General features: G+C 59.2%; 20 protein-coding genes and 1 tRNA gene. 13 read left to right on the forward strand and 8 right to left on the reverse strand.

What is annotated here, in order from left to right; genetic code table 11:
* The first annotated feature begins 41 nt into the window (after window positions 1-41).
* The 5 genes from ACR0D8_RS17500 (at window position 42) to ACR0D8_RS17520 (ending at window position 7,218) form a co-directional block, all read left to right on the forward strand.
* On the forward strand, window positions 42-3,254 hold the full coding sequence (locus tag ACR0D8_RS17500; RefSeq protein ID WP_480648420.1) for a reductive dehalogenase: 3,213 nt from the start codon (window positions 42-44) through the stop codon (window positions 3,252-3,254).
* A 128-nt stretch (window positions 3,255-3,382) separates the two neighbouring features.
* Window positions 3,383-4,249 (forward strand): FAD binding domain-containing protein, encoded by an 867-nt coding sequence (locus ACR0D8_RS17505; RefSeq protein WP_480648421.1) that lies wholly within the window; start codon window positions 3,383-3,385, stop codon window positions 4,247-4,249.
* Window positions 4,246-4,725, forward strand: a complete 480-nt coding sequence (locus tag ACR0D8_RS17510; RefSeq protein WP_475157885.1) for a (2Fe-2S)-binding protein — start codon at window positions 4,246-4,248, stop codon at window positions 4,723-4,725. Before ACR0D8_RS17505 ends, ACR0D8_RS17510 begins: the two co-directional genes overlap by 4 nt.
* Window positions 4,725-6,980 carry a xanthine dehydrogenase family protein molybdopterin-binding subunit gene (locus ACR0D8_RS17515; RefSeq protein WP_480648423.1) on the forward strand — a complete coding sequence of 752 codons (2,256 nt, stop codon included), beginning with the start codon at window positions 4,725-4,727 and terminating at the stop codon, window positions 6,978-6,980. The genes ACR0D8_RS17510 and ACR0D8_RS17515 overlap by 1 nt, the downstream gene beginning before the upstream one ends.
* Complete coding sequence (locus tag ACR0D8_RS17520) at window positions 6,973-7,218, forward strand: MoaD/ThiS family protein (protein WP_475157887.1); 246 nt, start codon at window positions 6,973-6,975, stop codon at window positions 7,216-7,218. Before ACR0D8_RS17515 ends, ACR0D8_RS17520 begins: the two co-directional genes overlap by 8 nt.
* On the opposite strand, the gene ACR0D8_RS17525 is transcribed toward ACR0D8_RS17520, so the two are convergent.
* Window positions 7,215-7,919, reverse strand: coding sequence for a lysophospholipid acyltransferase family protein (locus ACR0D8_RS17525; protein WP_480648425.1), 705 nt, complete (start codon window positions 7,917-7,919; stop codon window positions 7,215-7,217). The two genes, ACR0D8_RS17520 and ACR0D8_RS17525, sit on opposite strands and share 4 nt — an antisense overlap.
* Window positions 7,920-8,062: 143 nt before the next feature.
* On the opposite strand from ACR0D8_RS17525, the gene ACR0D8_RS17530 reads away from it, so the two are divergent.
* Together ACR0D8_RS17530 and ACR0D8_RS17535 are read left to right on the forward strand one after the other, a co-directional pair.
* A tRNA-Trp gene (locus ACR0D8_RS17530) sits at window positions 8,063-8,138 on the forward strand.
* Window positions 8,139-8,435: 297 nt separating this feature from the next.
* The gene (locus ACR0D8_RS17535; RefSeq protein ID WP_480648427.1) at window positions 8,436-8,837 is read left to right on the forward strand and encodes a hypothetical protein; all 402 of its coding nucleotides are present in this window, start codon (window positions 8,436-8,438) and stop codon (window positions 8,835-8,837) included.
* Window positions 8,838-8,897: 60 nt separating this feature from the next.
* Here the strand turns inward: ACR0D8_RS17535 and ACR0D8_RS17540 are convergent, their stop codons facing one another.
* Window positions 8,898-9,086, reverse strand: a complete 189-nt coding sequence (locus ACR0D8_RS17540) for a hypothetical protein (RefSeq protein ID WP_480648429.1) — start codon at window positions 9,084-9,086, stop codon at window positions 8,898-8,900.
* A 95-nt stretch (window positions 9,087-9,181) separates the two neighbouring features.
* On the opposite strand from ACR0D8_RS17540, the gene ACR0D8_RS17545 reads away from it, so the two are divergent.
* Complete coding sequence (locus tag ACR0D8_RS17545; RefSeq protein ID WP_480648431.1) at window positions 9,182-10,192, forward strand: hypothetical protein; 1,011 nt, start codon at window positions 9,182-9,184, stop codon at window positions 10,190-10,192.
* A 120-nt stretch (window positions 10,193-10,312) separates the two neighbouring features.
* Here ACR0D8_RS17545 and ACR0D8_RS17550 read toward each other — a convergent pair whose 3' ends face one another.
* Window positions 10,313-10,504, reverse strand: coding sequence for a hypothetical protein (locus ACR0D8_RS17550; protein WP_480648433.1), 192 nt, complete (start codon window positions 10,502-10,504; stop codon window positions 10,313-10,315).
* A gap of 125 nt (window positions 10,505-10,629) precedes the next feature.
* Here ACR0D8_RS17550 and ACR0D8_RS17555 point away from each other — a divergent pair, with 125 nt between their 5' ends.
* From ACR0D8_RS17555 to lptF, 4 genes are all read left to right on the forward strand, one after another.
* Window positions 10,630-10,821 carry a hypothetical protein gene (locus tag ACR0D8_RS17555; RefSeq protein ID WP_480648435.1) on the forward strand — a complete coding sequence of 64 codons (192 nt, stop codon included), beginning with the start codon at window positions 10,630-10,632 and terminating at the stop codon, window positions 10,819-10,821.
* A 135-nt stretch (window positions 10,822-10,956) separates the two neighbouring features.
* Entirely contained in the window at window positions 10,957-11,268 is a 312-nt protein-coding gene (locus ACR0D8_RS17560; RefSeq protein WP_480648436.1) for a hypothetical protein, read from the forward strand.
* Between the two features lie 557 nt (window positions 11,269-11,825).
* On the forward strand, window positions 11,826-12,290 hold the full coding sequence (locus tag ACR0D8_RS17565; RefSeq protein ID WP_480648438.1) for a GNAT family N-acetyltransferase: 465 nt from the start codon (window positions 11,826-11,828) through the stop codon (window positions 12,288-12,290).
* Window positions 12,291-12,506: 216 nt separating this feature from the next.
* Window positions 12,507-13,646, forward strand: coding sequence for an LPS export ABC transporter permease LptF (gene lptF, locus ACR0D8_RS17570; protein WP_480648439.1), 1,140 nt, complete (start codon window positions 12,507-12,509; stop codon window positions 13,644-13,646).
* Here the strand turns inward: lptF and ACR0D8_RS17575 are convergent.
* The gene (locus ACR0D8_RS17575) at window positions 13,643-14,473 is read right to left on the reverse strand and encodes a LysR family transcriptional regulator (RefSeq protein WP_480648441.1); all 831 of its coding nucleotides are present in this window, start codon (window positions 14,471-14,473) and stop codon (window positions 13,643-13,645) included. The genes lptF and ACR0D8_RS17575 overlap by 4 nt on opposite strands.
* Window positions 14,474-14,573: 100 nt before the next feature.
* Between ACR0D8_RS17575 and ACR0D8_RS17580 the strand changes: the two genes are divergently transcribed.
* Window positions 14,574-15,164: an HD domain-containing protein gene (locus ACR0D8_RS17580; protein ID WP_480648443.1), complete on the forward strand. Its 591-nt coding sequence runs from the start codon at window positions 14,574-14,576 to the stop codon at window positions 15,162-15,164.
* Here ACR0D8_RS17580 and speB read toward each other — a convergent pair.
* The 4 genes from speB to speA form a co-directional block, all read right to left on the reverse strand.
* Entirely contained in the window at window positions 15,161-16,003 is an 843-nt protein-coding gene (speB, locus tag ACR0D8_RS17585; RefSeq protein WP_480648444.1) for an agmatinase, read from the reverse strand. The two genes, ACR0D8_RS17580 and speB, sit on opposite strands and share 4 nt — an antisense overlap.
* A complete protein-coding gene (gene nspC, locus ACR0D8_RS17590) occupies window positions 16,000-17,169 on the reverse strand; it encodes a carboxynorspermidine decarboxylase (protein ID WP_480648445.1) in 1,170 nt (389 codons plus the stop codon). Before nspC ends, speB begins: the two co-directional genes overlap by 4 nt.
* A gap of 102 nt (window positions 17,170-17,271) precedes the next feature.
* Complete coding sequence (locus tag ACR0D8_RS17595) at window positions 17,272-18,483, reverse strand: saccharopine dehydrogenase family protein (RefSeq protein WP_480648447.1); 1,212 nt, start codon at window positions 18,481-18,483, stop codon at window positions 17,272-17,274.
* Between the two features lie 22 nt (window positions 18,484-18,505).
* Window positions 18,506-20,395, reverse strand: a complete 1,890-nt coding sequence (gene speA / locus ACR0D8_RS17600) for a biosynthetic arginine decarboxylase (protein ID WP_480648449.1) — start codon at window positions 20,393-20,395, stop codon at window positions 18,506-18,508.
* Between the last annotated feature and the right edge of the window lie 88 nt (window positions 20,396-20,483).

Genomic DNA, 20,483 nt, shown 5'->3' on the forward strand with positions numbered 1-20,483 from the left:
CTATCGCAGGTTAGGCGATGTGCAGAAACAGGAGGCGCGCGATGGGGATCCGCTTTTTCTCGGACAAGAACAGGCCGGTCCATATGGGCCCCTATCCGCTGGAGCGTCTGGCCCGGCAGGGACAGATGCCGGATCTGTCCAAGCTGCGACCAATGCCGGATCTCAGTTTCCACCGGCCGGAACAGCCCGCAAGCATCGTCAACGCAATGGGCGAATTTCAGGCCATGATGGACACGATCCGGGACGGGTTTGTGAATCCGGTGGCGTCCGAGATCCCATCACACCCGGTTGAACGGGCCAACCACCTGAAAGCGTTTGGCTATTTCAACGATGCGTCGATGATGGGCTGTGGTCCGCTGTCGCCAGGGGCGCTGCTGTCGGAACCGCGCCGAAATCCCGATATTGACCGTCTGGCCCATGCTCTGCGCACCCGCCAGACCAAGACGCTGGCCTCGGGGATCGACGTGATCATGGCCGACCTTAAGGAAAGCATGGAAGCCGCGCCCAGGCCGATGGGGTCGCATCGTCATGCCATCGTCTTTCTTTACGAACACAACCGCGATCCTGATCCGGCCGAGCCGGGATCGGACTGGATCATGGATGCGCAGGATCACCGCGCCTGCCTGCTGGCGACAGAGAATGCGGTGGTGATTGCAAATTACATCCGCCTGCTGGGATATGACGCACGGGCGCACACCGCGATGTCGTCCGAGGTTGATCTGGGCAAACTGGCGGTGGCAGCGGGTCTCGCCTCGATCGAGGATGGCGACGCGGTGGTTCCGTGGCTGGGCCGGCGATTTGGTCTGGCCGCCGTGACGACCGAGATGGAGATTGCGCATGACCAGCCGCTGATGCCGATGGCGCAGCAGCCGTGGTTCCGCACTCAGGGCCCGGCGTGGTGGCTGGGCACGGGTTTTGCCAAAAACGCTCTGAACCGCGACCCTTATGCCAAGCGGCGCTATGCGGATGGAGCGCATCCGTTTGAAAAGCTCAAACGGGTGGACGATCCGACCACCTATATCGACGAGGGTAACGTGGCCCGCGTGCCCAAACGCGCCGACATGTTCGCGCGGGCGCAATTCGGGGACATGGGCAAGACCCTGCAGGATGCGGCCAAGGGTGGTCATTATGTCCGCAAGGCCGCCCCCAGCTTTGCGCAACGGCGCGCGCTGGGCGCGTTTGTCCTTCTGCAGGATGGCGACAGCGCAGAAGGACCGCCCCCGTCTGGTGCTGACCGCAATGCGGCCAATGTGAAGGCGGCCACATACTTTCTTGGCGTCGATGCCGTGGGTCTGAGCCGCTGCCCGGACTGGACGTGGTATTCCCATGACGCCACCGGTGAAGAGATCGTGCCGCCCCATGATCAGGCCATCAGCATGATCATTGATCAGGGCTATGAAACGATGGAGGGTGCCAGCGGCGATGACTGGATCAGCGTGGCCCAGTCGATGCGCGCCTATCTGCGATTTTCGCTGCTGGGCGGTGTGATCGCGCAGCAGATCCGCAATCTCGGCTATAAGGCCCGGGCGCATACAGTGATGGACGGAGAAGTGTTGCAGCCGCCGCTTCTGCTGCTGTCCGGGCTGGGTGAGGTCAGCCGGATCGGAGAGGTCATCCTCAACCCCTATCTGGGTCCGAGACTGAAATCCGGTGTGGTGACGACGGACATGCCGATGACGCATGACAAACCCATCGATTTCGGCCTTCAGACCTTTTGCGAAAGCTGCAACAAATGCGCGCGGGAATGCCCCTCGGGAGCGATTACCGCCGGACCGAAGCTGATGTTCAACGGCTATGAGATCTGGAAATCCGACAGCCAGAAATGCGCCACCTACCGGATCACGACGCCCGGGGGCGCGATGTGCGGGCGCTGCATGAAGACCTGTCCGTGGAACCTTGAAGGCATCTTCAAGGAACGCCCCTTCCGCTGGGCGGCGATGAACGTCCCGCAAGCCGCACCTGCGCTCGCGAAATTGGACGATGCGGTCGGCAATGGCGGGCTGAATGACACCAAGAAATGGTGGTGGGACATCGAGTTGCAGCCAGACGGGGCCTATCGCCCGTCGCAACACGCGCTGAACCGGCGTGACCTTCAAACGGATCTGGGCCTGAAATACGAGGATCAGACGCTTGCGGTCTATCCCGCCTATCTGGCCCCGCACCCGTGGCCCTATCCCTTTGCGATGGACCGCGAGGCCGGGATCGCCGCCTATGAGGCGATGGTGACGGCGCAGGAATACAAGGCCCGCAAGGCGGCGGGCGATCTGTCCATGGTGCATCGCTATACCATCGCTGGCGATGCGCCGGTGATGCGGGTCGAACTGACCAAAGTTCACAAGATGACCGCAGATGTGACCAAGTATGAGTTTTCGGCCCTAAATGGCGCGCCGCTGCCCGACTGGACCGCCGGGGCGCATCTGGATGTGCTGGTCGCCCCCGAGTTCCTGCGCCAGTATTCGATGTCCGGCGACCCGTCCGACCGGTCCGTCTATCAGATCGGCGTATTGCGCGAGGATGACGGGCGCGGCGGATCGGCCCTGTTGCATCGCATCTTTGACGAAGGCCGCAAGGTTTTCATTTCGAAACCCATCAACCATTTCGAGTTGGACGAAACGGCCACCAAGACCTTCCTGATGGGCGGCGGGATCGGAATCACCCCGATGATCGCTTTTGCCCACCGTCTGCACCGCCTTGGTAAACCGTTTGAATTGCATTACTCGGCCAGCACCCGCGCCGGGGCTGGGTATCTGGATGATCTGGCGGCGATGCCCTGGGCAGACAACGTGCACTGCCATTTCTCGGACGAAGGCACGCGGGCCGATCTGGATGCGGTTCTGTCGGGCTATCAGGATGGCTGGCATGTTTATACCTGCGGGCCGGATCGCTATATGGACGGCGTCATACAGGCGGCAGAGCGGCAGGGCTTTCCTGAAGAAGCGCGGCATTTGGAATATTTCTCGGTGCCTGAGCAGCCGGATTATGAAAACCATCCCTTCACGCTGAGGCTGGCAAAATCAGGACGGGACTTTGCCGTGCCGGCCGACAAGGACGCCGCACAGGTGCTGAACGAGGCGGGTATTCACGTCGACGTCAAATGCTCGGACGGGATTTGCGGCGTGTGTAAATGCGGGGTGATCTCGGGCGATATCGAACACCGTGATTTCGTGCTGTCCAACAAGCAGCGCGAAGACGCGATCATATTGTGCCAGAGCCGCGCGACCCAACCGGAAGGCGTGATCGAGATCGATCTGTGACCCGTAGTCCGGAAACGACATTTTGAATCACAAAAATTGGTCGTTCCAGCCATGGACGCAGGGTGCCTGCTGCACTAACGTCCCCAGCGAACCCCAGTGAACCCTGATCAACAGGTGCGAGGTATTTCATGGATTATCACAGCCCCGCCAGCTTTGCCGAAGCTTCGGATCTGGCCGCGAACGCGACGGGCATCACACGGTTTCTGGCAGGCGGCACGGATGTTCTGGTGCAGCTGCGCTCGGATCTGGTAACGCCCGACACGCTGATCGACGTCAAGAAAATCAACGGTGTATTCGACATCACACGCAACGCAGACGGAAGCTGGACGCTGGGCGTCGCCGCGACCGGTGCTGAGATGAGCGAGCATCCCGAGCTAAGCCGCGACTGGCCGGGTGTGGTCGAGGCGATGGACCTGATCGGATCGACTCAGGTGCAGGGACGGGCGACGCTGACCGGCAATCTGTGCAACGGCTCTCCGGCGGCGGATTCGGTTCCGGCCATGGTGGCGGCCGGTGTGACGGTGACGGTAACGGGTCCGGATGGCGACCGCGAGGTTGCGGTCGAGGACATCCCCACAGGCCCGGGCAAGACGTCTCTGGCCAGGGGCGAGCTGATATCGGCCATCAACATCCCGGCGCGGGGCGAACAGGGCGGCGACGCCTACCTGCGCTTTATCCCGCGCACGGAAATGGATATCGCCGTGGTCGGCGTTGGCGTCAGCCTGCGCCTGGACGGGGATACCGTCACCGAAGCCCGCGTATCGCTGGGTGCCGTCGCCCCGACCGTTCTGCTGGTTGAGGATGCGGCCCAAGCCATCATCGGCACCTCGCTGGGTGATGCTGCGCTGGATGTGCTGGCCAATGCGGCCTCGGCCGCCTGCAACCCGATTGATGACAAGCGCGGAACGATCGCGTTTCGCACCGAGGTCGCTGGCGTTCTGGCCAAGCGCTCCGCGAAAATCGCCTATGCCCGTGCCAAGGGAGAACAAGCATGAGCAAGTTCCATGTATCCACCACCGTGAACGGGGACACGGTCGAATACCTCTGTGACCCGCGCGAAACCCTGCTGGACTGCCTGCGCGACAAGCTGAACCTGACCGGCGCTAAAGAGGGCTGCGGGACCGGCGACTGCGGCGCGTGCTCGGTCACCGTCGATGGTCGTCTGGTCTGTTCCTGCCTGATGCTGGGCGTTGAGGCGGACGGGAAGAACATTGAGACGGTCGAAGGTATCGCCGACGGAGATGTTCTGCATCCGCTGCAAAAGAAGTTCATCGAACACGCGGCCCTGCAGTGCGGTATCTGCACGCCGGGCATTCTGGTGGCGGCCAAGTCGCTGTTGGAGAAGAACCCCAACCCGACCGAAGAGGAGACCCGGTATTGGTTGGCAGGCAACCTCTGCCGCTGTACCGGTTATGACAAAATCATTCGCGCTGTGATGGAAACGGCGCAAGAGCTGCGGGAGGCTTCGTAATGGCACTCGACGATCGCAAATCGCAATTCACTTTCGTCGGAACCCGCCCGGATCGACCGGACGGTCTGGACAAGGTAACGGGTCGCGCCAAATTCGGGGCCGACGCCTATGCGCCGGGAATGCTGCACGGTGCGGTGCTGCGCTCGCCCCATGCACATGCGCGGATCGTGAAGATCGACGCCTCGAAAGCTGAGGCGCATAAGGACGTCAAGGCCGTCGTCACCCGCGCGGACTTCGCCGAAGTGCCATTCAAACCGGGTCTGGAAGGCGAGTTCTGGAACGTTCTGGAAAACGTCATGGCGGGTGAAAAGGCGCTTTATGACGGGCACGCGGTGGCCGCTGTTGCCGCGACTTCGGCGCTGGCGGCGCGCGATGCGCTCAAGCTGATTGAGGTCGAGTACGAGGTGCTGCCGCACGTCACCGACGTGGACAAGGCGATGGCGGCAGACGCCCCGGTTATTCGCGAAGGTGCTGCGGATTATTCCGTGCCCGCGGGGATGCACCCCAACGTCGTACGTTATCACGAAAGCGGCCATGGCGATGTCGAGGCCGGGTTCGCCGAGGCCGATCTGATTATCGAAGACAGCTTTGTGACCGAAGCGACCCATCAGGGTTACATCGAACCCCACGCCTGTCTGGCGATGCTGGGCAATGACGGCAAGGGAGAGCTGTGGTGCACCACCCAGGGTCACTGGATCGCGCAAAAGACCTGTGCGGCGCTGCTGGGGATCGAAACATCGCAGCTGCGCGTGACCGCGTCCGAGATCGGCGGCGGTTTTGGCGGCAAGACCACTGTCTTTATCGAACCCGTCGCGCTGGCGCTGAGCCGCAAGGCCAACCGTCCGGTCAAGATCGTCATGGCCCGGTCAGAGGTGTTCCGCGCCACGGGTCCGACCTCGTCGGCGTCGATGGACATCAAGATCGGGATGAAGAAGGACGGCACCATATCGGCGGCGCAGGGCGTGTTCCGCCTTCAGGGTGGGGCCTTCCCGGGCGCGCCGGGTGACATGACCGCCATGTGTGCCTTTGCGCCCTACAACCTGACCAACGTCAGGCAGATCGGCTATGACGTCATGGCCAACCGACCGAAACAGGCCGCCTATCGCGCGCCGGGGGCGCCGATGGGGGCCTTTGCAGTGGAGTCGGTGATTGATGAGCTGTGCAAGAAGCTGGGCCTCGATCCGGTCGATGTACGTCTGAAAAACGCAGCGCATGAGGGCACCAAGGCCAGCTATGGCCCACGTTACGAACGCATCGGTCTGGTCGAAACACTTGAGGCCGCCAAGGCGCACCCGCACTACTCGGCCCCGTTGAAGCCGGGGCAGGGGCGCGGGATTTCCTGCGGGTTCTGGTTCAACCATGGGGGCGAGACGTCCGTGTCGCTGGCCCTGTCCGAGGACGGTTCGGCACAGTTGATGGTTGGGACACCCGATATTGGCGGGTCGCGTGCGTCCATGGCGCTGATGGCGGCCGAGGTTCTCGGTATTCCGTATGAGAATATCCGCGTCACCATCGCTGACACCGCAACGCTGGGTTATAACGACGTCAGCCACGGCTCGCGCGTGACCTATGCATCAGGTCTGGCGACAATCAAGGCCGCCCGTCATGCTGTCGAGAAGCTGTGCGAACGCGCCGCGGCCAAATGGGGCATCCCGGTCGACGCGGTAAAATGGGAGAACGGTAGCGCGGTGCCGTCCGGCCCGAACGCAGGCGATTTCGATCCATTGCCGCTGGCCGATATCACCGCCGATATGGGCTCAACCGGCGGCCCGATTTCGGGCCATTTCGAGGCGACCCCCGAGGGCGCGGGTGTGTCCTTTGGCACCCATATCGTCGATGCCGAGGTCGATCCGGAGACCGGCAAGACCAGCGTCACCCGATATACGGTCATTCAGGACGCCGGTAAGGCGATCCACCCGACCTATGTGGAAGGCCAGTATCAGGGCGGTGCCGCGCAGGGCATCGGCTGGGCGCTGAACGAGGAATATATCTATGGTGAGGATGGTCGCCTGCAGAACTCGATCTTCCTCGACTACCGCATCCCGGTCGCCAGCGATCTGCCGATGATCGACACGGTGATCGTAGAAGTGCCCAACCCCGGCCACCCGTTCGGCGTGCGTGGCGTGGGTGAGACCGGCATCGTGCCGCCGCTGGCCGCAATCGCCAACGCGGTCTCACACGCGGCGGGGGTACGGATGCGGCAGTTGCCGATGTCGCCGCCGCGCATTCTGGCGGCACTCAAGAACAATGGTTGAGGTCCACCTCTGGTCCGGCCTCCGGTCTCTGACCGGGGGTCAGCAGGTGGTGGAGGTCGAGGCCAGGACCACCGGCGATTTGCTGAAGGAACTGGTGCGGGCGCATCCGCAGCTTCAGGGGCCGATCGACGCGGGTGTCTCCATAGCAATTGATGGCCGCGTCATCGCCAGCGGGCTGACCGAACCCATCCCTGAGGGCAGTGAGGTTTACCTGATGCAGCGCCTGCGCGGCGGTTAGCCTGCGGGCGACCACGGTTCGCGCCCGACCATGCGGTCGGCTTCGGCGGTGATGTCGTTCATGTGCTGCTCCAGGCTTTGGCGCAGCGATTCCATCTGTTCCTCTGTGGCCTTGCGTGGCACAGCATCCGTCCATTCCCGGCACAGAAACACGCCTTCGTTGCGCCAGGGGCGGGGCATCAGCAGGCGGTCCCAGGTGCCCGCTTCGCGCCCGTGTCTTGCGGAATAGGTGATCCCGAAAACCCGTTTGCCCGAGGTGCGCGCCCAGATCAGCGGCACGGTCGAGGAAATCCGCTCGGGGCCGCGCGGCCCGTCCGCCGCAATTCCGATAGAGATGCCCTGCTTCATCTTGCCCAGCACTTCGCGCGACAGGGCAACGTGGCGCTTGTGGCTGGACATGGCAATCGTGTCCATGCCGAACAGCTTCTGTACACGTCCCACCATGCTGCCCGCCCGCGCGGCCGAAGTGATCGAACAGATGCGTCCTTTGTCCAGCGGAAAGAAATAGGGCGACTGCGCCAGCCGCTGGTGCCACAGAACCACGATCACAGGCTCGCCCTGTTCGGCCAGAAGGTCCAGCTCTTCATATCCGATGCGCTGCCATCTGGTGTTGCGGTTGACCATCCGGATATAGCCGGCGATGCGCCGCGCCGCCCAATTCAGAACGGCTTCGCTGTCGGCAATCTTTTTGCGGATACTCACGGATGGGGTCCCTTGTGCTGGCCAAACCGTGTCTTATAGAACTCGACGCCGCACGCAACTTGTTTGTCATTCCGATAAGTGTCGTGGAATCTGAAAAAGCCTCTTGAGTCCGCCGCGCGGCTGGCATATCTGAGGCGCACCTTAGGGGTATAGCTCAGTTGGTAGAGCGACGGTCTCCAAAACCGTAGGTCGCGGGTTCGAACCCTGCTGCCCCTGCCATTAAAATCAATCACTTACATCATAATTGATCTGTTTCCGCCAGGAATATTGCGCGCTTTGCTAAAGAATTGCGTGAATCGGGCCGGGATACTGACTTAAATGCAAGGTTTTTCAGGTTCGACCGCATTCTGGAGGTGGATGCCAATCTCTTACCGATAACTGCCCGAAAGGGGTAATAACCCGTACTTGTTTCCACCATTGTGGAAAATCTCGCATTTGAATGATATGGTAACGTCATAAAAAACAACTGATTTCAGAGCGATTGCTCAAATTTCACGCTGGAAAAGGATAGACAATATGGCAACATTTACGAGAACAGACGGCGCATCCCTGAATATTCCTGGCAACACAGTGATGCGTGTCCGACGCACTATTAGCGGAGAGGACAGCGCGGCCAACACACGTATCGACGCCGCTGTAACCTCATATGTCATCGAGAGCGTCAGTGACGTCGCTCAGAGCATTCGAGCCGAGAATGAAAGCTTTACCCATCTGAATTCCAGAGATGGATCTGAAATTTGGTTCAATGCTACCAAAGTGGTTGGCCCTCTGGAAATCACTCAGCAGATGCGGAACCATGGCTACAACTCATCAATAAAGCTATTGAGTTACAGGCAATATGTGGTGCAGACACACGAAGAAGTCATCGCAGTGCTTTCAGGGGCAGGTGGTACGCCTTTGCCTGCTCCAACTAACTGAGAATCCAAATTTCTCGGCATATTTCGCCGTCATCGACTGCTTCTGATGACAGCAGGAAACTCAGTTCAGAAACTGCCGCATTAGCTCTTTCGGGTTTTCTGCGTGCTTAGATGTCATACTGGCTGGAAGCACTTGCTTTTCCTCTGTGCCGTGCCCGCGCAACATCGCATTGAATGTCTGCAGCAGGCTTTCAATCGTCTGGACTTCAGTTTGCATCAGGTCGCGGACCTTTCTCTTTTGAACGGCCATTTCTGCCCGAAACGGGGCTCGACTGTGCAAAAACCGCAGATTGTGGTAGACTAAAGCCCAGATTTCAGTTCAGAGTTTACTGTAGGATTATTCCGATGAATGAGCATTCTGGGCTGCCGCAGGATGCGGCGGACAGCGGTATTAGTAAGGCAGCAAACTGCCAAATCACAGACCGAGACCGGATAGTAAGGGGTGAGGATGACCCCCTTGGCGATACGGTGGACCGTGTTTTGATAGGAACGGAAAGGTTTATTATCTACTCGGTTGTGCAAGAGGTTTCCGCCCAGCGTGAAAAAAGTTCCGATGGCGAAAAAGGTCATTCGCAGGGCGGGGTGTTTCGGGGAATTCGCAGCGGCAGAGCGGATCATATCTGGTTGCGAACCAAGTTTCCAAGCGACTACAACTGCGCAAAAGAACTCCGCGCGAACCTCGGTGCCATCGCGGTTGATTTGGCTTACATATGCGACCTGGTCGATAGTATTTGCAGGTCGGGCAGCCTTGATATTGGCAGTTCCAATTCGCTGCGCAGAAGGGCGACTGAGTTGATGGCGCGCGCGATGGAAATGGCCTATGAGGGTAATCAGAAGGAAGCCAAGGAACTTCTCAATAACCTTCGCACGCACATCACAAAGCTTCGCGATAGCAAGAACCGCATGCGTTATGTGCAGGGAAACCTGTTCGCACTCATCACGATCCTGATACTGTGGGTCGCATTGCGCTTTTCAAGCCTGACGTCCTCGTTGATAGTGACCGGCTCGTCCGGTTCATTCAACGTTCACGCGCTGGATATTCTGGCCCTGGGTGCAATTGGCGCGTTCTTTTCTGTTTCGGGATCTGTCAGCAGCATACGTGTGGATCATTCCGTATCACTTTGGGAAATGGTTTACACAGGGTTCATCCGTATCCCTATCGGTGTCATCGCAGCAGGTATTACCATATTCCTGATTTCCGGCGACTGGCTGCTTGCATCCATTCAGCCCGCTCTAAAGCCGTGGACCTATCTGCTGTTTGGGTTCATCGCGGGATTTAGCGAGTTGTTTGTGCCAAATGCCCTAAGGCAAGTCGAGGCGGCTTCGACCGTGGCGCCACCATCTAGCACTGCTTAAGCGGGCTGTTTTTCACAAAACCATGACCGTCAGGTTTGGTTGGCGGTCGCTGAACGGTGTTGTAGCTGGGGCAGGGGTGCTCAGGTGCAAGTGGTCCTGCCCAACGGTCGTTTAGGTGGTTTATGCCTTGTCCGCCAAATGCACGCGCCCAATGGCCTGATACACTTCCATCATCGCTTCCATAGCGGTCTCAACCTTTGCAGCGATTTCTGGATTAGCCTCTACCCAAGGATGCTCGCCCACGTGTGATCCGTAACAGTCCATTAGGACGTGCGCGGTGTGCAGGGCTTCATGTGCTGAATATTTGCTCATAGCAATCCTCCTTCAAAAAAAGAGGCCCGGATATCATGGAAGCACACGCAAAGCCAAACGAATTCCCGAGTTTGTGACCCACTTCACGGACAACATCAGTTCATCCGGCGATACTGAGGACATTGATGAGTGGCGCTCATGATTTTTTAAGAGCGCAAATTTTTACTATCCTCCCTGTGGACTGGGCGCGCTTTTTTTGGCGCGCCTTTTTTACCGCCGACATTCCTGCTGTCTTTTTGGGGCGGCTTTTCATTTGTGTCCCTGAGATGAAGCCCATCGGGCGTGTTTCCCTTAAAGGCGAGTCCGCTTTGACGTAACGTCGCGGCGTTCGGCGGGGAGGATAACAAAGTTGACGCAAAGGTAAGTTTTGCATCAGTTTTTTGACCGGTCAGTCAAAATGTGACGCAAAACTCGGTTTTCTTCCCCCTTACGCAGCCACAGTGCCTCACTACATGCGCTTTGTCGCTGCGGATCTCCACTCACGACACAAGGTCCTTGAGCCCATTTTGCAGGGTTCGGATCAGGTTCGCAGCGGCACTATTGTTTTGGACCATGAGTTGAAGGAAACCGAGATGCAGTTCAGAGATTTTCTTACTCGCCTAAAGACGTCAAAGCCGGATCAGGAGTCCGCTGCACACGTGAAACTGACCGGCAGCCAATCTCTGGGCGGCAAGCGCCCGGTGGTCGAGAAATCTGAACTCGCATCACTGTTCCGAGCTGTGCTTGACGAAAAACGGAACGACTTGCTGACACGCCGCAAATAACGGGGTGATGCAGTGGCGCTACAGGTCAAGGTTCAAACCATCCTTCCTAAGCCCGGGATGTCGGTCTTGGCGCAATCTCTGGGCAATTATGCGCCGCTTGGAAAGCAGATTTCCGCTTCGTAAAGATGCAGCCCCTATGCGATCCGTGAGAGTTGTTCTATCCCCCGACGGAAACATTCTGTGGGGGCAGATATGAAACTCAGTGCACTGGAAGTCTTTTGCATACTTACGGCCGGAGCAGTAGCAATTGCAGGGTTCGTAGGCGCCGCAAGCGTACTGATTTCGGTCGCTTAACTTAGGCTCCTGCCTATTGCGGATCGCTGCCTTCTCGCAACCATCTTGCGACAGCCTCCCTTGCACCCCTTGGTGTCGATTTTTCTACCAATGCATCAGCTTTCCGCAGTATGTGCGGTTTCAGAGCTGGAAAGTAGGCAAACCCCATTCGGACGCAGCCTCATGAGTGTTGAACAAGTCAGAAACGTTTCTAGTGCCCCTGCCACTCCAACCCGCTTTCAATGTAACTTCGCGGTGGACAGGCGCTGTGGTAGGACTCCCCTATGACGGATTTTCGACCCCTTACCCAAGACACCCTGCGCGCCCTGGCCAATCTGAGCGTTCGGGATGAGCAGACCGGATTTGTGGCGTCCAATCTGATGACCATGGCGCAGTCGATTTTTGAACCGGGCTCCGAGATTTATGGCATGTGGAAAGAAAGCGACCCGGTCGGGTTGCTGGCCATTGTCGACATGTCGCACCCCGATGCCGACCTTGACGAAGGTGATGACCCCGACGGGGTCTATATCTGGCGGCTGATGGTGGATCAGGCGCATCAGGGCCAGGGCCACGGGTGGGCGGCGCTGGATTATGCAAAATCCCTTGCCCAGGCAAAGGGCCTTTCGCGGCTGGTTATCAGTGTCGTGGATGAGCCGGGCGGTGCACTTCCCCTGTATGAGGCGTTTGGGTTCAAACGCACCGGACGGATCGTGGAAGGTGAAGTCGAGTTGCTGTTGTTGTTGGCCTGATGGCGGTTGTGAGAGCAGGGAAGGGAATGTTTGGTGGACGAGGAAACCGGCGAACCCGACAACTTGAGCCACCAGTTTTCATCGCGCATCATCCCGGTGGAGATATTCCGAAGAGGCAGGCCATGATGAATTGGATTTTTGTCCGGCAACATGGTTTCCTCGACCGGTCGATTGGCATATTGTCCGACCGGATCGCTAACGGCCGGATGAGGAAACATGTCGCGCTTTGATGGATATTTCCTGCGGCAATTGCTGATTCTCTTCGGCTTTTTCACCCTTGTTCTGGTGGGCGTGTTCTGGATTACCCGCTCGGTCAGCCTGTTTGACCGTGTGATCAGCGGCGGACAATCCGCGATGGTCTTTCTTGAATTCACAGCCCTGACCCTGCCGACCCTGATCCGGACAGTGATGCCCATGGCGGTATTCGCGGCCGCCGTCTATGCCACCAACCGCCTGAGTCGCGAAAGCGAGATGACCGTGATGCTGGCCACCGGGTCCAGCCCCTGGAGGCTGGCGCGTGCGGTTTTCCTGTTTGGGCTGGTGGCGGGGATGATGATGGCGGCTATCAGCATCTTTCTGCGCCCGGCCTCGGTCGAACAACTGGAGCAACGCCAGGCCGAGGTGGCCGGGGACGTCACCGCGCAATTGCTGAACGAAGGCGAATTTCTGCATCCGGCACGGGGCGTTACCGTTTATATCGGCCGCATTGATCTGGACGGAACCCTGCACGAAGTCTTTGTGTCGGACCGGCGGGACAAACAGAACCCGGCCAGCTATTCCAGCAAAACAGCCTATCTGGTCAACAACGGCGCCGGCATTCATCTTGTGATGGTGGACGGCATCGCGTTGCGTTTGGATCAGCAGGGCAGGACCCTGTCCTCGACACTGTTTGATGACGCGTCCTACGACATTTCCGAACTGACGAATTCCAACAGCATGGCCGAGCGCAGCCTTGAGGCGATCCCGACGGTCGAGCTGTTGCAGGATCGCGATGCCATCATCGCCGCCGAGGGTTTTACCGAAGGCGAGTTGATCGACGAACTGCACCAGCGGTTTTCGTGGATCGCGATCTGTGTTGCCGTGGCTCTGGCCGGTTACGCGACCCTGATGCTTGGCAGTTTTTCGCGCTTTGGTCTGTGGCCACAGATATTGGGTGCGTTCACGATACTGGTGCTGCTTGAAGGGGTGCGGGGCTTCGTGTCACCCATCGTTATCGACGATCCTGATCTTTGGGTGTTGTTGTACCTGCCGGCGATCATCGGCATTCTGATTTCGTGTCTTTTCCTGCTGGTTGCCGGTCGCCCGTTGCTGCCTGCCCGGACAAAGGACGCGGGCGGGGCATTGTCCGAAGCCTAGCCATTTGCGCGCAGGTCAGTCAGGCAGGTCAGGATTTCGGTGCTCGTGTCACTGTCGCGGCGCGTCACCAGATACAGCGGCAACATCAGATCCAAGGCACCAGATACCGGGGTCAGATCACCTGCGGACAGGTGGTCCCGGATGACATATTCGGGGAAATGCCCGATCCCGCCACGGCGCAGCACATACCGCAAGGCCATCAGGCAATTGCCCAGAAACACCGTTTGGCCCGACGCCCTGCGCGCGGTCGAACGCACATGATCCTGATAGACCTCGCCCAGTTCCAGATTGACGAATACCGGGTCGTCGCCGGATGCCGGGGTGGTCACCAGCACCAGGCGTTCGGGGTTCAGTTCATGATACTGCACGCGCGCGTCCGACGGGCGTTCATGAGTCAGGGCCGCGTCCAGAACATGGGTGGCCACGGCGTCGATCATGTTGAGGTCGTGATCGTAATTGAGCGTCAACAGAAGCTGACCAAGCTGCTGTTCGAACCGCACCGCCAGATCGACCAGCAAAGGATCCCAGATACTCAACTGTGCCCCCAGACGGAGAGAGATCCGGTTCTGAGTCTGAGCCGGAAGGTCGCGCGACGCAAAGGACCAGAGCGACAGCATCTGTTCGGCATAGGGGCGGAACTGCCGCCCGAACTCGGTCAGGCCGGTGCCTCCGGCGCCGCGCGTGAACAGGGCCTTTCCGGTTTCTTCTTCAATCAGGCGAATGCGGGCGCTGACCGCGGTTTGGGTCACGTTCAGCCTGCGGGCGGCAGCGTGGAAGCCCCCGGCCTCGGCTACACACAGGAAGGTTTCGATTGCCTTGATTTGCATGCTGATAGTATTTTTTGATCGAAGCGATGAAATCAAATCATTTTTTTCACCATTGCATCCGGGATAGGCTGACACGGCAGATCAGCCAGAGGACCGCGCCATGCTGGACAAGAGCCACAAACCCACCTGGACCAGTTTCGAAGAGGCGACCAAAGCCGATTGGGATGCCGTGATGGAGTATGAAGAGGCGTATAACGCCGCCCTTCCGGACCGGATTCTCGACGCCATCCGCTCTTTGGACGAGGAGTGGACGCCATATCCGGTCAATAGGTATCAGCACAGCCTGCAGGCAGCCACGCGTGCCTATGAGGATGGCGCGGATGAGGAACTGGTTGTTGCTGCCCTGATCCACGACACCGGCGACATCCTTTCGCCCTATAATCACGGTGAGTTGTCAGCAGCGATGATGAAACCCTATGTCAGCGATAAGACCTATTGGATTCTCAAGCATCACTGCGTGTTTCAGGGCTATTACTACAACCACCATCTGGGCGGTGACCGCAACGCCCGCGACAAGTACCGCGACAGCCCTTATTGGGAAGACTGCCGCTATTTCTGCCATGAATACGATCAGAAAGCTTTCGACCCGGATTATCCGACGAAACCCCTGGAATTCTTTGAACCCATGCTGCGCCGCGTCCTGAACAAGGGCGAGGGGCATATGGAACTGAACGAAACCGCAGAAGGCTAGCAGACGGCCATCAGGCGATAGACGATCTGTGCCGCCGTAAAGTCCCAGGCGGCATTGCCGTCAGGGGCCAGTTCGACCACGTCGAAGCCGACGCAGCTGCGCCCTTTGAGCGCGTGTTCCACCAGCCGCAGCGCCTGATAATAGCCCAGCCCGCCGGGAACCGGTGTGCCGGTTGCAGGCATTTGCGACGGGTCCAGACCGTCGACATCAAAGCTGACATAGACCAGTTCGGGAAAATCCTCGGGCAGGTCGACCGCGTGAATGTTGCCGGTGACCAGTTCTTCGGCATCCACGTGGAAAACGCGGTTCTTCAGACGGCTTTTGGCTTCTTCGGTCGAAAAAGCGCGGACGCCGAATTGTGCCAGGCGGATTCCCTCTTCGGCCAGCAGATGCATGACCGAGGCGTGGGAGTGTTTCTCACCCTGATAGGCGTTGCGCAGGTCGGCATGGGCGTCGACCTGCACGATGCCGATCGGTTGCCCCAAGGCGCGGGCAACACCTGTAACAGCGCCATAGCTGAGCGAGTGCTCACCCCCCAGAACAACAGGCACCTTGCCCGCTTTGACGGCGGCTTCGGTGCGTTGGGCGAGACGCTCCATGATCTCGGGCAAGGCCGCATCGCAATCCAGCGGCGGTTCGGTGTGGATACCTTCGACGCAGGGTTCGGCGTGGCCGGTGATCCGCTCCAACTCGTTACTGGCCTCGATGATCGCCTCGGGGCCCTTGGCGGTGCCCGATCCGTAAGAGACGGTACGTTCCAGCGGTACAGGGATCACGCGGAACCGGGCGTTTTCAGTGCGCTCGAACGCGGTCAGTTCGCTGTTGAGGAAAATGCTCATGAAAGTCTGTCCTTGAAGTCGTCATAGCCGAACTGCCTGATGATTTTCAGCGCATCTGTTTCGCTGTTCCACAGGGCAATTGCCGGCAGGGGCACGCCGTTGAACGTGTTGGTCTTGACCATCGAATAATGCGCCTGATCAAGGAAGGCGAAGCGCTGACCGATCTCCAGCGGTTTGTCCCACGTGTAATCGCCGATCACGTCGCCCGCCAGACAGGACGGGCCGCCCAGACGGTAGGTATGGCCCGTCTCGGCCTCGTCCATCAGGGCCGGGCGATAGGGCGCTTCGATGACGTCCGGCATGTGGCAGGTGGCCGAGATATCGGTGATCGCGAGGCTCATGCCATTGGTCGGCAGGTCGAGGATTTCGCCAACCAGAATGCCCGCGTCCAGCGCCACGGCCTCGCCGGGTTCGAGGTAGACGTCGATGTCATAGGTTTCGCGGATGGCTTTGATGAAGGCCACCAGCCCGTCGCGGTCATAATCGCCGCGGGTGATGTGGTGGCCGCCGCCGAAGTTCAGCCATTTGAGCTGGCCGAGGAAGGGTTTGAGTTTTGGTTCGACCGAGGCCCAAGTGCGTTGCAGAGGCTCAAACCCCTGTTCGCAAAGCGTGTGCATGTGCAGGCCGTCCACGCCGCTCAGCGCCTGCGCGTCAAGCTGGCTGACCGGCGTGCCGAGGCGTGAGCACGGGGCGCAGGGGTCGTATTTCGGAACCTCGCCTTCCGAGTGTTCGGGGTTGATGCGAAGACCGATCTGCACGCCTGCATTTTGGGCTTTGGTCAGGAACCGGTCTTTTTGCGCCGGGCTGTTGAAGATGACATGGTCGGACAGCGACAGGATTTCGTCGATGTCGCTGTCTTTGTATCCGGCGCAGAAGGTCGCGACCTCGCCCCCGTATTCCTCGCGGCCGAGACGGGCCTCGTAGATACCGCTGGCGCAGGTGCCGCCGAGATACCGGCGCACCAGCGGCGCCAGAGAGAACATCGAAAACGCCTTGAGCGCGCTGAGGATATGCGCGCCGGATTGTGTGCCGATATCGGCGAGGATGGCCAGGTTCCGTTCCACGGTCTTTTCGTCGACCACGAAACATGGGGTTGGCACGCGACTGAGGTCGAGCTTTCGGAAGGCTCCGGCGTCTCCTGCCTGTGTGGTCATCATATCTGCCATCGTGGTGCGCCTTAGATGTTGGGGAGGCAGGGGGCGCTGCCCCCTCTTGCCCTGCGGGCAATTCACCCCTGAGGTATTTTTGGCCAGATGAAGCTGCGCGGATCAGAAATCGACCGGGCCGTCAAGTTCGTGGACCTGCCATGGAAGGCCATGGGTGTTCAGCATGTCCATGAAGTCATCGGGGTCGAGCTGTTCCATGTTCCACACGCCCGGCTCGGTCCAGTTGCCTTTCAAAACCTGTGCAGCGCCGATCATGGCAGGGACGCCGGTGGTATAGCTGACGGCCTGACTGCCCACTTCGCGGTAGCATTCTTCGTGGTCGCAGATGTTGTAAATGTAGTAGGTCTTCTCGCCCGAGCCGTCCTTGGCCTGACCTGTGGCGATGTCGCCGATACAGGCCTTGCCCTTGGTTTCCGCGCCCAGGTCACCGGGATCGGGCAGCAGGGTTTTCAGGAACTGGATCGGGATGATTTCCTTGCTGTCATGCATCACCGGGTCAATGCGGGTCATGCCGACGTTTTCCAGCACTTTGGCGTGGGTGATATAGGCGTCGCCGAAGGTCATCCAGAAGCGCGCGCGCTCGATCTCGGGGAAGTGGGTCGACAGCGATTCCAGTTCCTCGTGATACATCAGGTACATGTTCTTGGGGCCGATGGCGGGAAAGTCAAACTCGACCTTGTGGGTCATCGCCGGGCTGGTTTTCCATTCGCCGCCTTCCCAGTGGCGGACCTCGGCCAGCACTTCGCGGAGATTGATCTCGGGGTTGAAGTTGGTGGCGAATTCCTGATCGTTGCTTCCGCCGTTGGCATCGAGCACGTCGATCTGACGGATCGTGTCCAGCTTGTGTTTCTTGAGCCATGTGGCGAAGACGGATGTGACACCCGGATCAAAGCCCGAGCCGAGGATGGCGGTCAGGCCTGCTGCTTTGAACCGTTCCTGATAGGCCCATTGCCAGTGGTATTCGAACTTGGCCTCATCCTCGGGCTCATAATTCGCGGTGTCGAGATAGTGGATGCTCGCCTCAAGGCACGCGTCCATCAGCACCAGATCCTGATAGGGCAGGGCGAGGTTCACCAGAATCTCGGCGCCCGTTTCCTTGATCAGCTTGACCGTGTCTTCGACCTTGTAGGCGTCCAGTTCCGCGGTCTTGATGTCTACACCGACGCGGTCCTTGACCGCCGCAGCGATAGCGTCGCATTTCGATTTCGTGCGGCTAGCCAGAGTGATTTCGGTGAAGATGTCCGAGTTCATCGCCATCTTGTGCACGGCTGCGTGGGATACGCCGCCTGCGCCGACAACCAGTGTTTTGCCCATGGGGTTTTCTCCTCTCAAGGGGTTATTCGTAATAGGTGTAGCCGTTGATCGAGTCGCGATAGGCGCTTATCAGGGTTTTGCGGTCCTTGGCTTTCAGAGTACCTGTCGAGATCGCCTCGTCCACCATTTTGCGGAAGGCGGCGAGGCAATCCTGCGGGTCGAACTCGACATAGGACAGGACCTGGCTGATCGTATCGCCCTCTTGTTCGTGCAGCAGGTCAAAACCGCCATCGGCGCGCAGGTCGATGGTAACGACATTGGTGTCCCCGAACAGGTTGTGCAGATCGCCCAGCGTTTCCTGATAGGCGCCGACAAAAAAGACGCCCATCAGGTATTCTTCATCCTCTGGCAGGGAATGCACCGGCAGGCTGGGGGAAACGCCGTCGGCCAGAATAAAACGGTCGATCTTGCCGTCACTGTCACAGGTGATGTCCGACAGAACCGCGCGGCGGTCGGGGGATTTGTTCAGCCCTTGCAGCGGCACGATCGGGTGCAACTGGTCGATGGCCCAGACATCCGGTAGCGACTGAAACAGGGAAAAGTTGCAGTGGTAGATGTCGGCCACTTTCTCAAGCTGATCGTCGACGTCGGTTTCCAGATCGTCGGAGGCGGCCAGGGCCTTGAGGCGGGCCATCAACGACAGGTAGATGCGTTCGGCCCGGGCCATCTGGCGCAGGTCGACATAGCCGCGGCGGAACAAAGCGCGCAGCTCGTTGCGATAGAAGGTGGCGTCGTTCCAGCATTCCTGCAGGCGGTCGCTGCTGAGGTAGCCGTGCACGGCGGCAAGGTCCGCAACCATGTGGTGATCGTCCGACTGGACCTCTGGTCCGTTGGGCGCATCATAGAGCGTACTTTCCAGTACGTTGAACACCAGCATCGAGGAGGTCGCCACCACAGCACGCCCACTTTCGGTGACAAGTGTGGGGTGACCCACTTCGGCCTCATCCATCGCATAGGCCACGGTTTCGACGACATTGGCGCAGTATTCCTCGACCGTGTAGTTGATCGAGTTTTCGGCGGCCTTCTTCTCGCCTGTGTAATCCACTCCCATACCACCGCCGAGGTCCAGATGGGTCAGCGGTGCACCTTCGCGGGTCAGTTCGGTGTAATACCGGCAAGCCTCACCCACGGCGCGGCGTACGTCGTTGACGTCCTGCACCTGTGATCCAAGATGCGAATGCTGCAGCTTGAGGCAATGCAACAGACCGGCCTCTTTCAGCTTGTCTACTGTGGCGACCAGTTGATCGGTATTCATGCCAAAGGCCGAGCGGTCGCCCGAGCTTTCCTCCCATTTGCCGCTGATCTGGTTGGTCAGTTTGACGCGCACGCCGATAAGGGGTTCGATGCCCAGTTCTTTGTAGACCTCGATCACCGTATCCGCCTCTTTCGGGCTTTCCAGCACGATCACCGTGTTGAACCCGATCTTGCGGCTGAGGATGGCGAGTTGGATGAATTCAGCGTCCTTGACGCCGTTACAGACAATCAGAGCCTCACTGGCCAGCCGATGTGCCAGCGCAACAACCAGTTCTGGTTTGGAGCCGGCCTCAAGCCCGTAATTGTACTTCTTACCGAACTCGACGATGCGGTCGACCACCTGCGCCTGCTGGTTGACCTTGATCGGGAACACCCCGCGATAGCTGCCCTTATAGCCCACCCGCGCAATGGCATCGCGGAAGCTTTCATTCAGGTGGGCGATCTCATGTTCCAGATAAGAGGTGACGCGCAAGACCATCGGGGCTTTGATCCCGCGGTCATCCAGATCGCTGAGAATGCCGGGCAGGCTGATGGCTGCCGCCTCGGGGGCCATCGGATTGCGCAGACCGATCTCGCCCCGCTCCGTCACCTCGATGAGGCCTTTCCCCCATTTCTCAACTCCGTAGACGGAATGCGGTGCGTCGGGCGTCTGTTTCAATCAAGTCGGTCCTTACAGCAGGGGTGCCAGTTTCGCGCCCGCCAATACGGCAGCAGTTTGATTCTTCCAAGTGTAATCTATGTGACGG

It is taken from the genome of Ruegeria sp. BG10, from assembly GCF_056538575.1.